Origin of the sequence: Streptomyces sp. CB03238, from assembly GCF_002099185.1 — a bacterium.
Taxonomy (GTDB): Bacteria; Actinomycetota; Actinomycetes; order Streptomycetales; family Streptomycetaceae; genus Streptomyces.
This window is the reverse complement of the sequence record NZ_NBCN01000022.1, coordinates 1-13,253: the sequence shown is the minus strand read 5'-3', so window position 1 is coordinate 13,253 and position 13,253 is coordinate 1. Positions and strand designations below refer to the sequence as shown.

General features: G+C 72.2%; 14 protein-coding genes. All 14 read left to right on the top strand.

Going from position 1 to position 13,253, the window contains the following annotated elements; all coding sequences use genetic code 11:
- Positions 1 to 5: 5 nt before the first annotated feature.
- Positions 6 to 992, top strand: a complete 987-nt coding sequence (locus tag BKD26_RS30670) for an ATP-binding cassette domain-containing protein (protein ID WP_084905033.1) — start codon at positions 6 to 8, stop codon at positions 990 to 992.
- A 359-nt stretch (positions 993 to 1,351) separates the two neighbouring features.
- Entirely contained in the window at positions 1,352 to 2,386 is a 1,035-nt protein-coding gene (locus tag BKD26_RS30665; protein ID WP_241518927.1) for an ABC transporter permease, read from the top strand.
- Positions 2,387 to 2,388: 2 nt separating this feature from the next.
- Positions 2,389 to 3,195 (top strand): ABC transporter permease, encoded by an 807-nt coding sequence (locus tag BKD26_RS30660; protein ID WP_084905031.1) that lies wholly within the window; start codon positions 2,389 to 2,391, stop codon positions 3,193 to 3,195.
- Complete coding sequence (locus BKD26_RS30655) at positions 3,192 to 4,424, top strand: MCE family protein (RefSeq protein ID WP_084905029.1); 1,233 nt, start codon at positions 3,192 to 3,194, stop codon at positions 4,422 to 4,424. Before BKD26_RS30660 ends, BKD26_RS30655 begins: the two co-directional genes overlap by 4 nt.
- On the top strand, positions 4,421 to 5,452 hold the full coding sequence (locus BKD26_RS30650) for an MCE family protein (protein WP_084905027.1): 1,032 nt from the start codon (positions 4,421 to 4,423) through the stop codon (positions 5,450 to 5,452). Before BKD26_RS30655 ends, BKD26_RS30650 begins: the two co-directional genes overlap by 4 nt.
- On the top strand, positions 5,449 to 6,489 hold the full coding sequence (locus tag BKD26_RS30645; protein ID WP_084905025.1) for an MCE family protein: 1,041 nt from the start codon (positions 5,449 to 5,451) through the stop codon (positions 6,487 to 6,489). Before BKD26_RS30650 ends, BKD26_RS30645 begins: the two co-directional genes overlap by 4 nt.
- Entirely contained in the window at positions 6,486 to 7,619 is a 1,134-nt protein-coding gene (locus BKD26_RS30640) for an MCE family protein (RefSeq protein ID WP_107418043.1), read from the top strand. Before BKD26_RS30645 ends, BKD26_RS30640 begins: the two co-directional genes overlap by 4 nt.
- Positions 7,616 to 8,746 (top strand): MCE family protein, encoded by a 1,131-nt coding sequence (locus tag BKD26_RS30635; RefSeq protein ID WP_084905021.1) that lies wholly within the window; start codon positions 7,616 to 7,618, stop codon positions 8,744 to 8,746. Before BKD26_RS30640 ends, BKD26_RS30635 begins: the two co-directional genes overlap by 4 nt.
- On the top strand, positions 8,746 to 9,921 hold the full coding sequence (locus BKD26_RS30630) for an MlaD family protein (RefSeq protein WP_084905018.1): 1,176 nt from the start codon (positions 8,746 to 8,748) through the stop codon (positions 9,919 to 9,921). Before BKD26_RS30635 ends, BKD26_RS30630 begins: the two co-directional genes overlap by 1 nt.
- Positions 9,918 to 10,340, top strand: a complete 423-nt coding sequence (locus BKD26_RS30625) for a hypothetical protein (RefSeq protein ID WP_084905016.1) — start codon at positions 9,918 to 9,920, stop codon at positions 10,338 to 10,340. Before BKD26_RS30630 ends, BKD26_RS30625 begins: the two co-directional genes overlap by 4 nt.
- A 14-nt stretch (positions 10,341 to 10,354) precedes the next feature.
- Positions 10,355 to 10,867, top strand: a complete 513-nt coding sequence (locus BKD26_RS30620; RefSeq protein ID WP_084905014.1) for a hypothetical protein — start codon at positions 10,355 to 10,357, stop codon at positions 10,865 to 10,867.
- 14 nt (positions 10,868 to 10,881) lie between these two features.
- Entirely contained in the window at positions 10,882 to 11,433 is a 552-nt protein-coding gene (locus BKD26_RS30615) for a hypothetical protein (RefSeq protein ID WP_084905012.1), read from the top strand.
- A gap of 15 nt (positions 11,434 to 11,448) precedes the next feature.
- Complete coding sequence (locus BKD26_RS30610; protein ID WP_084905010.1) at positions 11,449 to 12,102, top strand: hypothetical protein; 654 nt, start codon at positions 11,449 to 11,451, stop codon at positions 12,100 to 12,102.
- Positions 12,099 to 13,253, top strand: a 1,155-nt coding sequence (locus BKD26_RS39425) for a lytic transglycosylase domain-containing protein (protein WP_107418049.1), incomplete at its 3' end; no start/stop codon positions are given. The genes BKD26_RS30610 and BKD26_RS39425, both read left to right, overlap by 4 nt.

Genomic DNA, 13,253 nt, shown 5'->3' with positions numbered 1-13,253 from the left:
TTGTGGTGGGAACAGAAGTGGTCGTCGAAGGACTCACCAAATCCTTCGGCAAACAGAACATCTGGCAGGACGTCACCCTCACCCTGCCGGCGGGCGAGGTCAGCGTCATGCTCGGGCCTTCCGGCACCGGAAAGACCGTATTCCTGAAATCCATCATCGGGCTGCTGAAACCCGAGCGCGGACGCGTCCTCATCAACGGCGTCGACATGGTCAACAGTTCCGAACGCGACATCTACGAGACGCGGAAGCTGTTCGGGCTGATGTTCCAGGACGGGGCCCTCTTCGGCTCGATGTCGCTGTTCGACAACATCGCCTTTCCGCTGCGCGAGCACACCCGCAAGAAGGAGCCGGAGATCCGCCGCATCGTCATGGAGCGGATGGAGATGGTCGGACTCGTCGGCGCCGAGGAGAAACTGCCCGGCGAGATATCCGGCGGCATGCGCAAGCGCGCCGGGCTCGCGCGCGCACTCGTACTCGACCCGCAGATCATCCTCTGTGACGAACCCGATTCCGGTCTGGACCCGGTCCGTACCGCTTATCTGTCGCAGCTGCTGATCGACCTCAATGCGCAGATCGATGCCACGATGCTCATCGTCACCCACAACCTCGACATCGCGGCGACGGTGCCGGACAACATGGGAATGCTGTTCCGGCGCAATCTCGTCACGTTCGGGCCGCGTGAGGTCCTGCTCACCAGTGACGAGCCGGTCGTCGCGCAATTCCTCAGCGGGCGGCGCGAAGGCCCCATCGGCATGTCGGAGGAGAAGGACGCGGCGACGCTGGCGCGTGAGCAGCGCACAGCCGCCTCGTACGCGCCGCCGCGTGCGCTGGCGCCCCAGCTGGAACCCTCGCCCGGCATGCCGCGCCGCGCGGCCGTCCTGCGCCGCCGCGAACGGGTCCTCGGCATGCTGCCCCGCCTGCCGGAAGCCGCCCGGACGGCGATCCTGCAGAGCTACGCCCCCGCCGGCACACTCGGTGGTGCCGCCTCATGACCCCGGCCCGGCCGCGCGATCCGGCCGCCGCCCCGGCCCCGCCGCCCGAAGGCCGGCCTCCAGGCCGCCCGGCAACGCCCGCGGACCCGTCGCTCCCCCTGCCGGACACGGATCCGCCCCGGGCCGACGCCCGGGGCCCGGCGCCCGAGAACGCGGCGACCAGGGACCCTGGCGCACCGCCCGGGGCCGCGTCGTCAGGCACCGTCCCGCGCCCCCTCCCGCCCGCGGACGCCCACCCCCGCCCCACCGCGGGGGCCGCCCCGGATGCCGCGTATACCGCCGCGGGCCCGCCCCCCGGGCGGCCCCACACGCAGGCGGACGCGGTCACCGCCCCCGCCCACGCGGGCGGCCAAGCTGACGTGAACGCGAGCCCGGAGCCGGACGCACCGGCGAGCGCGGGTCACCGCACCGGCACCTGCACCGGCACCGGCACTGGCTCCGGGGTCCCGCACCAGCCGCTCGCAGGGCACTGCACCGGCAGCGGCCCCGACACCGGCAGCGGCCCCGGCTCCGGCAGCGGCCCCGGCTCCGGCAGTGGCGCCGGCTCCGGCGCCGCGCACCGGCCGCCCGCGGGGCACCGCTCCGGCAGCGGTTCCGGCGCACGCGGCGTCGCCTACCGGCCGCCCGCGCGGGTGCTCGCGCCGTTGCGGGAGAGCGGGCGGCTGTTCGCCCTCGCCGTCACCGTCGCGCGCGACATGTTCCGGCGGCCGTTCCAACTCCGCGAGTTCATCGAGCAGTTCTGGTTCGTCGCGAGCGTCACGATCCTGCCCGCAGCACTCGTCTCCATCCCGTTCGGCGCGGTCATCGCCCTCCAGGTCGGCTCGCTCACGCAGCAGCTCGGCGCCCAGTCGTTCACCGGCGGGGCGAGTGTCCTGGCCGTCATCCAGCAGGCCAGCCCGCTGATCGTCGCCCTGCTGATCGCCGGCGCCGGCGGCTCCGCCATCTGCGCCGACCTCGGCTCCCGCAAGATCCGCGAGGAGCTGGACGCCATGGAGGTCATGGGCGTCTCGCCCATCCAGCGCCTCGTCGTCCCGCGGGTCCTCGCCACCATGCTCGTCGCCGTCCTCCTCAACGGCATGGTGTCCGTCGTCGGAACCCTCGGTGGCTACTTCTTCAACGTGATCATGCAGGACGGCACCCCCGGCGCCTACCTCGCCAGTTTCTCCGCCCTCGCCCAGCTCCCCGACCTCTGGATCAGCGAGATCAAGGCGCTGATCTTCGGTTTCCTCGCCGGCATCGTCGCCGCCCACCGCGGCCTCAACCCTCGCAGCGGCCCCAAGGGGGTCGGCGACGCCGTCAACCAGTCCGTCGTCATCACCTTCCTCCTCCTCTTCTTCGTCAACATGGTCCTCACCGCGATCTACCTCCAGATCGTCCCCGCGAAGGGGGCGTGACGATGGCTTCCCCGCTCGCCTGGCTCGACCGCTCCGGCGATCAGCTCATCTTCTACGTCAAGGCCGTCGCGTGGATCCCCCGCACACTGCGCCGCTACTCCCGGGAGGTGCAACGCCTGCTCGCCGAGGTCGCCTTCGGCAGCGGCGGCCTCGGAGTCATCGGCGGCACCATCGGCGTGATGATCGCCATGACCCTGTTCACCGGCACCGTCGTCGGCCTCCAGGGCTACGCCGCGCTCAACCAGATCGGCACGGCGGCGTTCACCGGCTTCATCTCCGCCTACTTCAACACCCGTGAGATCGCCCCGCTCGTCGCCGGTCTCGCCCTCTCCGCCACCGTCGGCGCCGGGTTCACCGCCCAGCTCGGCGCCATGCGCATCAACGAGGAGGTCGACGCCCTCGAGGCGATGGGCGTGCGCTCCCTGCCGTACCTCGTCACCACCCGCATCGTCGCGGGCGTCGTCGCGATCATCCCGCTCTACGCGATCGGGCTGCTCTCCTCGTACGCCGCCTCCCGCACGGTCACCGTCCTGTTCAACGGCCAGTCGGCGGGCACGTACGACCACTACTTCACGCTCTTCCTCTCGCCGGACGACGTCCTGCTCTCCATCCTCAAAGTGCTGATCTTCAGCGTGCTGGTGATCCTCGCCCACTGCTACTACGGCTTCCGCGCCACCGGCGGCCCGGCCGGTGTCGGCGTCGCCGTCGGCCGTTCCGTGCGCAACGCCATCGTGCTGATCAGCGTGACCGACTTCTTCCTCTCGCTCGCGATCTGGGGCGCCACGACGACCGTGAAGGTGGCCGGATGACCGCGAACAAGCTCCGCAGACGCCTCGCCGGGGTCGTGTTCCTGCTCGTGCCCGTCCTCCTCGTATGGCTGTCGGTGGCGGTGTACGACAAGGAGTTCACGCGCGACGCCACGATCACCGTCCTCACCACCAGCGCCGGCAACGAGATGCACCGCGGCGCGGAGGTGAAGCTGCGCGGCGTCGTCATCGGCGAGGTCCGCGACATCCGCGCCGACGGCACCGGGGCCCGCCTCACCCTCGCCATCGACCCCCGCCACCTCGACCGCGTCCCGGCCGACGTCACCGCGCAGATGCTGCCCACCACGCTCTTCGGCGAACGGTTCGTCGCCCTCGTACCGCCCACCGCCAACCCGTCCCCCCGCACCCTCACCGCCGGCGCGACCATCCCACAGGACCGCTCCACCAACGCCATCGAACTGGAAGAGGTCCTCGACCAGTTGCTCCCGCTGCTCACCGCCGTCAAGCCCGAGAAGCTGTCCGCCACCCTCACCGCCGTCGCCCAGGCCCTCCAAGGCAGGGGCGAGCAGCTCGGCCGCACCCTCGTCACCCTCGAAGCGCACCTGAAGCGGCTCAACCCCCACCTGCCCGCCCTCAACCGCGACATCACCCACCTCGTCGAGGTCAGCCGCGTGTACGGCGACGCCGCCCCCGACGTACTCGACGCCCTCACCGACTTCACCACCACCAGCGGCACCATCGCCGACCAACAAGCCCGGCTCGCGAGCCTGTACGGCGCCACCACCGCCTCCGCCCAGGACCTGACGGCGTTCCTCCGGAACAACCGGCACAACATCATCCGGCTGTCCGCCGTTTCCCGCCCCACCCTGGAACTCCTCGCCCGCCACTCCTCCTCCTTCCCCTGCACCCTGCGCACCCTCGCCGGGTTCGTCCCCGCCATGGACAAGGCGCTCGGCAAGGGCACCGACGAACCCGGCCTCCATGTGAACGTCCGGACCGTCCCCTCTCTCGGCCAGTACTTCCCGGGCAAGGACCGGCCCGTGTACGACGCGACCGGCGGGCCCCACTGCTACGCCGTCCCGTACACCGGAAAACCCGCCCCCACGGCCCCGGACCAGGCCGGGCTCGGCCTGCCCAACTCGCCCCAGGAGAACCGGCTCGTCAACGAACTGATCGCCCCGGGCCTGAAGACCGCCCCCCAGTCCCTGCCGGACTGGAGCACCGTCCTGACGGGCCCCGTCTTCCGCGGAACGGAGGTGACCCTCAAGTGAAGCGCCGCTCCCTCGCCGGACCGCTCACCAAATCGCTCGTCTTCGTCGTGGTGACCGTTCTCGCCACCACCGTCCTGGCGTTCTCCGTCGCCAACAAGGGCGTCGGCGACACCGTCACGTACAAGGCCCGCTTCACCGACGCCACCGGCCTCGTCGAGGGCGACAGCGTCCGTATCGCCGGGGTGAAGGTCGGTCAGGTCGAGTCCGTCAGGGTCGCCGACCGCCGGCTCGCCGAAGTCGCCTTCGCGGTCCGGAAGGGCCGCGCCCTGCCCGCCTCGGCGACCGCGTCGATCAAGTACCTCAACATGGTCGGCCAGCGCTACATCGACCTCGACCGCGGCAGCGGCCCGGTCGGCCGGACGCTGCCCGCCGGTGCGGTCATCCCGGTCGGACGCACCACCCCCGCGCTCGACCTCACCCAGCTCTTCAACGGCTTCCAGCCGCTCTTCCAGGGCCTCTCCCCGGCCGAGGTCAACAGCCTGGCCGGATCGATCGTCCAGGTCCTCCAGGGCGAGGGCGGTACCGTCGACTCCCTCCTCGAGCACGTCGGGTCGCTCACCACCACCGTCGCCGGCAAGGACAAGGTCATCGGGGAAGTCATCAAGAACCTCAATACGGTGCTGAAGACGGTCAACGACCGCGAGGCGGGCTTCAACGACCTCGTCGTCACCCTCCAGCGGCTCGTCAGCGGCTTCGCCGGGGACCGGGAACCGCTCGGCGAGGCCATCACCGCCATGGGCTCGCTCACCACTGTCACCGCCGGGCTCCTGGAGGACGGACGCGCCCCGCTCAAGGCCGACATCCGCCACCTCGGCCGCCTGTCCGGGCAGCTCGCGGACAGCACCGCGCAGATCGAGAACTTCCTTCACACGTCCCCCGCCAAGATGCGGGCGATCGGACGCCTCGCCTCGTACGGATCGTGGCTCAACCTCTACCTGTGCGAGGCCACGGTGACCGGCGTCACCACCGACGACGGCTCCAGGCCGCCCACCGGCATCACGATCACCGAACCGAGGTGCCGCGCATGAGACTCCCGCGCGTACAACGCATCACACCCGTACGGGAGCGCAATCCCGTCGCCGTCGGCATCGTCGGCCTGCTCCTGCTCGCCCTCCTCGCCCTCGGCGCGTACAAGGTCGACGCCCTGGCCGGCGGCGGCACCACCTACACCGCCGACTTCACCGAAGCCGCCGGACTCGACGAGGGCGACGAGGTACGCATCGCCGGCGTCAAGGTCGGCGAAGTCACCGGCATCGGGCTGGACGGGGCCAAGGTCAAGGTGAGCTTCGAGGTCGACGACACGACCTGGATCGGCGACTCCAGCACCGCCGCCATCGCCATCAAGACCCTGCTCGGCGAGAAGTACCTGGCCGTCGACCCCCTCGGCACCCACGCCCAGAACCCCGCCGCACGCATCCCCGCCTCCCGCACCACCTCCCCGTACGACGTCACTCAGGCCCTCACCGGTCTCGGCGACACCATCGACGCCATCGACACGCAGGCGCTCGCCAAGAGCTTCGAGGCCATCTCCGCCACCTTCGCCCACTCCCCGCCCGATGTGCGCAGCGCCGCCACCGGCCTGTCCGCGCTCTCCAAGTCGGTCTCGTCGCGCGACGCGCAGCTCGCCGAACTCCTCAAGGGCAGCAAGCAGCTGACCAGGACCCTGGCGGGCAAGAACAGCAGCTTCGAAACCCTCCTGGGGGACGGCACCCTGCTCCTCGGCGAGCTCCAGGCCCGCCGCGACGCCATCCACCAGCTGCTCACCGGCGCCAGGAACCTCGGCACCCAGCTCACCGGCCTCGTCCAGGACAACAGCCGGCAGCTCGGGCCCACCCTGAACGCGCTCGGCCGCGTCACCGGCGTCCTGCTGAAGAACCGCGACAGCCTCGACCGGACCCTCGCGCTGGCCGGCCCGTACTACCGGCTCGTCGGCAACACCCTCGGCAACGGCCGCTGGTTCGACACCTACGTCTGCGGTCTCGTCCCCAGGAACTACCTGGACCCCGGTACGCCCCCGGCCACCGGGTGCATGCCGCCCAAGCCGACAGGAGGCGGTGCCCGGTGAACCTCCGACGCGCCCTCGGCATCACGGCAGGGCTCGCCGTCGTGGCCGTCGCCGCGGCCTGTGGCATCACGGCCCTCGACGCGTCCGAAGCCACCCGCATCACCGCCCGCTTCGACCGCGCCACCGGCGTGTACGAGGGCTCCGACCTGCGGATCCTCGGGGTGAAGGCCGGCACCGTCGCCTCCGTACGCCCCCGGGGCAAGGAAGTCGAGGTCACCCTGCTGATCGACGAAGGCGTCCGCGTCCCCGCCGACGCCCACGCCGTCGTCGTCGCGCCCAGCGTCGTCGCCGACCGCTACATCCAGCTCGCCCCCGCCTACACGGGCGGCCCCGAGATCCGGGAAGGCGCCGTCCTGCCCGCCGCCCGCAACGCCACACCCCTGGAGGTCGACCAGCTGTACGCGTCCATCACCGAACTCAGCGAGGCCCTCGGCCCGAACGGCGCCAACGCCGACGGCGCCCTGGCCGGCCTGTTCGACACCGGCGCCGCCAACCTCAAGGGCAACGGCAAGGCCATCGGCGACTCCATCGAGCAGTTCGGCAAGGCCGCCAAGACCCTCGACGCGAGCAGCGGCGACCTCTTCGACACCCTCACCCACCTGCAGTCCTTCACCACCATGCTGAAGAACAACGACGGCGACGTCCGCAAGGCCGAGCAGCAGCTCGCCACCGTCACCGGCTTCCTCGCCGAGGACAAGGAGAACCTGGCGGCGGCCCTCAAGGAGCTGGGCACGGCCCTCGCCCAGGTCAAGAGCTTCATCGAGACCCACCGCGCCGGGCTGAAGAAGAACGTCGACCTGCTCGTCCCCCTCACACAGACCCTCGCCGACCAGCGCGCCTCGCTCGCCGAGATGCTCGACACCGCGCCGCTCGCCGCCGGCAACGCCCTCAACGCGTACGACCCGGTCCACCGCACCCTCAACGGCCGCACGAACATCAACGAGCTCAGCTACGGGCCCGGAACCCCAGGCCTTCCGAACGGTCTGGTCCCCGTCGACGCGGCCCGCCGCAAGGCCCTGCCCGCCCTCCCGCTGCCCGCCGTCGGCACGGTGTACGGGACACCCGTGTACGGGGCACCCGTGTACGGGATACCCGTGTACGGGATACCCGGGAAGGGGACCGCACGGTGAACCGGCCCTCCCGTACCGCCGCCACCACGACCGGCATCGCCGCCGCGCTCGCCCTGGCCGTCGGCTTCTCGGCCACCGTCGCGAGCTGCGACGTACCGACAAGAGCCCTGGAGCTGTCCGGTATCGAGCAGTTACCGCTGCCCGGCGGCGCCGACCTCGGCGACCACCCGTACGAGATCACCGCCGAGTTCGCCGATGTCCTCAGCCTCGTCCCCCAGTCCGCGGTCAAGGTCAACGACGTCGCCGTCGGCCGGGTCACGCGTATCTCCCTCGACCGGGCCGACTGGTCCGCCACCGTCACCATGCGGGTCAACGGCGATGTGACACTCCCCGCGAATGCCTATGCCCACCTCGAACAGTCCAGCCTGCTCGGCGAGAAGTACATCCAGCTCACCGCACCCCCCAAGAGCCACGGCACCCTCACCGACGGCGCTCGCATCCCCATGAGCCGCACCAACCGCAACCCCGAGGTCGAGGAGGTCTTCGGCGCCCTGTCGATGCTCCTCAACGGCGGCGGCATCCAGCAGATCCGTACCATCACCACCGAACTCGGCACGGCCCTGCGCGGCAACGAGACCGAGGTCCGCTCCCTGCTGAAGCGGCTCAACACCCTGGTCGGCAGCCTCGACAGCAACAAGAGCGACATCACCGCCGCCCTCGACGGCGTCAACCGGCTCACCGCCACCCTCGCCACCCGCGAACGGGACGTCGACAAGGTCCTCACCGGCCTCAGCCCCGGCCTCAAGGTCCTGGAGAAGCAGCGCGCCTCGCTCCTCACCATGCTCCGCGCCCTCGACGCGCTGTCCGGCGTCGCCGTCGACACCGTCAACCGGAGCAAGGCCGACCTGATCGCCGACCTCAAAGCCCTCGGCCCCACCCTCCAGGCGCTCGCCGACTCCGGCAAGGCCCTGCCCGACTCGCTCCAGGTGCTGCTCACCTACCCCTTCACGGACGAGGTGCTGCGCGGCGTCAAGGGCGACTACCTCAACGTCTACCTGGACGTGACCGCCGCCCCCGGGACGCAGATCATCCCGGCGCTCACGCCGCCGGACGACGCCCCTCCGGCCTCGAAGACCGGGCCGCCCCTTCCCCTTCCCCTGCCCCTGCCGTCCGCCGGGAGGAACTGATGCTCACCCTCGCCACCCGGCTGAAGAACCTCGCCTTCCTCCTCATCGGCGTCCTCGTCCTCGGCTTCGTCGGAGTGCGGTACGCGGACGTCGGCCACCTCGTCGGCCTGCGCGACCACTACACCGTACGCGTCCGACTCGACTCCACCGGCGGGCTGTTCACCCACTCCAACGTCACCTACCGCGGGGTCTCGGTCGGCCGTGTCGGCACCCTCCGGCTCACCGACGACGGGGTCGAGGCAGAGCTGCGCATCAAGGACTCGGCGCCCGCGATCCCCGTCGACCTCGAAGCCGTCGTCGCCAACCTCTCCGCCGTCGGCGAGCAGTACATCGACCTCCGCCCGGTCTCCGACACCGGACCGTACCTGCGCGACGGCTCGGTCATCGCCCGCGCCGACACCCGGGCACCCGCGCCCGTCACCACCGTACTGAGCGGGGTGAGTTCGCTGGCGTCCTCCATCGACCTGGAGTCGCTGCGCACGGTCGTCGACGAGTTCGGTACGGCGCTGAACGGGCGAGGCGACGACCTCCAGGCGCTGATGGACGGCGGCAACGACTTCGTACGGGCCGCCGACCGGGCGCTGCCCGCCACCACCCGCCTGATCACCGACGGCGAGACGGTGCTGCGGACCCAGGCGGAGGAGGGCGAGGCGCTCATCTCGTTCGCCTCCGGCGCCAAGGAGCTGGCCGCGCGGCTCAAGAGCTCCGACACCGACCTGCGCAGGCTGATCGCCGCGGCCCCGGACGCGGCCGGCCAGGTCAGTGCACTGCTGCGCGACCTCGACCCCGGGTTCGGTGTCGTGCTGGCCAACCTGCTCACCACATCGGAAGTGGCGGTGACCCGGCAGCGCGGCATGGCGGAGTTCCTGGTGAGGATGCCCGCGCTCGTCGCCGCCGGGTCGACCGCCGTGACGCCCCGGGGTGTCGACCTCGGCATGTCGGTCACCTTCTTCGAGCCGCTGCCGTGCACGGCGGGGTACGGGGGGACGACGTACCGCAACGGCCTCGACCTGTCCTCCCCACCGGCCCTCAACACCAAGGCCCGGTGCACATCACCACCGTCGAGCGGCATCAATGTGCGCGGCTCCGCCAACGCACCCCGCGGCGGCCCGCTGCCGCCCCCGGCGACGCCCCCGGCGACGGCACCGGCGACGGCACCGGGGCGCGGGCGATGAGGCGGCGGTACGGACCCGGGCCGGCCGTCGTCGTGGCGGCCGTTGCCGTGGCGGCGCTGCTGTGCGGCCTCGCCGGCTGGTCGTACGCCCGGGCGGCGGGTGACGAGACCCGCGCGTACGCCGAAGCCAGGGACAGCGCGCTCGACGCCGGGCGCCGGCACGTCGCCCGGCTCAGCAGCGTGGACGCCGGGCTCACAGGGACCGCGTCCGCCCGCGCCACCGTGACGGACGCCGCCCTCACCGCCCTGGACGTCCGGGCCGGTACGGCGGAGCTCATCGCGACCGTACGGGTGGAGACCACGCCCGGCGACGGCCGGCCCGCCGGCACGGACCGCAAGCGTCTGGAAGCCGGCCTCGCCCGTACCGGCGACGGCTGGAAGATCACCGCCCTCAGCGCCGTACCGGTGGCCGGACCATGAAGGGAGGGCACAGGGTGAGCACGCCCTGGACCGCCATGGCGAGTGTGCTCGTCTCGCTGGTGCTGCTCGCACTGCTCGCTTGCACGGCCGGACTCCTCCTCCGTACGCAGCAGTTGACGGACGCGCCCGCCCTGCGGAACCGGGCGCTGACCGACACCGAGGCCACCGCCCGGGTCGTGGGCGAGGTCAGCGGGGCGCTCCGCCACGTCTTCTCGTACGGCCCCGAGGACACCACCGCGACGCGGCAGGCGGCGCGCCGCCTCCTCGCGGGGAAGGCGGCCCGGCAGTACGAGACCCTGTTCGGCCAGGTCGAGCAACGGGCGGCGCAGCAGAGGCTGACGCTCACCACCCATGTCGTACGCGCCGGGGTGACCCGGCTCGACGACCACGGCGCGCACCTCCTGGTCTTCCTCGACCAGGTTGCGCAGCGCGCCGGTAAACCCGCCACCACGGTCGCCGCGCAGCTCTCCGTCACCGCGGAGCGGCGGGAGGGCGGCTGGCGGATCGTCGACATCCGATCGCGATAGGGGGCACCGCACCGATGGCCCGCACGACGAAATGGAACGCACCGGCACGCAACCCGCTCCTCACGGCGGCGGCCGCACTGGCCCTGCTCGCGGCCGGCGGCGCGGGCTGGGGCGGCTGGTCCTGGTACACGGCGGCGCACGACGAATCCACCGCGTACGCCACCACCCGCGATGAGGTGCTGGACGCGGGCCGGCAGGCCGTGCAGAACATGAACACGCTCGACCACCGCGACCTGCGACGCGGACTGGACACCTGGCAGGACTCCGCCACCGGCGACCTGCTGGCCCAGCTCACGGCCGGCCGGCCGCAGTTCGAGCGGCAGATCCAGCAGGCGAAGACGGTGACCAGCGCGAAGGTGCTGTCCGGCGCGGTCACCGAGCTGGACACGCGGGCGGGGCGGGCGCGTGTGATGGTCGCCCTCCGCATCACGGTGACCCCGCCCAAGGGCACGCCCGCCGCGAAGGAGAGCCGGATGCTCGGCGAGCTCACCCGTACCCCCGAGGGCTGGAAACTCAGCGCCCTCGGCCAGGCACCGGTCGGCACCACCGCGTCCGCCGCCGACTGAGAGGACCCCAGCACCATGTCGACGACCCGTCACCTCGTGAACCGGCAACGCCGCCTGGCGACCGTGCAGGCGACGCACCCGCGCACGGCCACACCTCCGCCGCGCGCCGAGCCCGAACCGCCCCGGGCTCGGCGCCGCAGACTGCCCGCCCTGCCCACCCTGACCGCCGTACTGGGCGTCCTCACCGTCATCCTGGGCGGTTTCGCGGCCTGGGCCACCGGGGAGGCGGCCGCCCTGCGCGACACGCCCGCCGCCCGCAACGCCGCCCTCACCGACATCGCCCGCACCAGCGAGGTCAAGGGCCAGGTCACCAAGGCGGTGAACGAGCTCTTCTCGTACGACTACGCCGCCGCCGCCACCGCCGACAAGGCGGTACGCACGCACCTGACCGGCAAGGCGGTCGAGCAGCACCGCGCGATGCTGGCCCCGGTGCGGGAACAGGCCGCGAAGCAGAAGCTCGTCCTCACCACCACCGTCACCGAGAGCGGCGTGGAGCTGATCGACGGCGACCGGGCACGCGTGCTGATCTACGCGGACCAGAACAACACCCGTACGGCGGCCAAGAAGGACGGGACGACGTACGGCGCCGCCATGTTCGTGGTGGAGGCGGTACGGAAGGACAACGCCTGGCGTATCGCCGCCATCGACACGCTGGGGGCGGGCTCATGAGGGTGCGCCGTCGACTCACCGGAACGGCGGCGGCCGTCGCCGCGATGGCCGCGCTCACGGCGTCGCAGGCGCCGGGGGTCGTCGGTCCGCCGCAACCGGTCGCGGGCGGTCCGGCCGCGGAGGAGCCGGTGGCGGACGACCGTGGGCGGACCGCATCGCAGCCGCCGAACGACGACGCGTACCACACGGAGCTGCCCCCGCTCACCTCGCCCGCGCCGTCCGGTCCGCCCGTCGCGCCCCGGCCCGGCGGCGGCCCCCTGGCCGGGCGGATCGCCGCCCACGCCGGGATACCCGCCACCGTCCTCGCCGCCTACCGGCGGGCCGAGGCCGCCGTCGCCCGTACCGACCCTGGCTGCCGGCTGCCGTGGCAGCTGCTCGCGGCGATCGGCAAGGTCGAGTCGGGTCAGGCGCGCGGCGGGCGCGTGGACGCCTACGGCACCACGCCGACGCCGATCCTCGGGCCGGTGCTCGACGGAGCCGGGTTCGCCCGGATCACGGACACGGACGGCGGCGCGTACGACGGGGACACGGTGTACGACCGGGCGGTCGGCCCCATGCAGTTCATCCCGTCGACGTGGGCCCGCTGGCGCGCGGACGGTAACGGCGACGGAAGGCGGGACCCGAACAACGTGTACGACGCCGCCCTGGCCGCCGGGCACTACCTGTGCGCGGGGGAGCGGACGCTCACGGTCAAGGCCGACCTGGACCGGGCGGTCCTCAGCTACAACCACTCGGACGCCTACCTGCGGACCGTGCTGTCCTGGCTGGCCTTCTACCAGCGCGGGGCGCATCCCGTGCCGGACAGCACGGGCGTGCTCCCGGTGAGCCCCGGGGCGGGCAGTGCCGACGGCAAGGGTACGGAGTCGAACGCCAAGCCCACGCCCAAGCCCAAGCCGAAGCCCCATCCCCATCCCAAGCCCAAGCCGAGCCCCGACGCGGGCGGAGGCGGCGGCATCGTGGTGGGCCCGCAGCCCTCCACCCGCCCGCCGGCCGTCCCCCGCCCGCCGGTGCGCCCGACGCCGTCCCCCGGTACACCGTCCCCGGCCCCGACCCCAAGCCCCACACCGTCCCCCACCCCAACGCCGACCCCAACGCCGACCCCGAGCCCCACCCCCACTCCCACGGACCCGGCCCCCACCCCCACCTGCTCG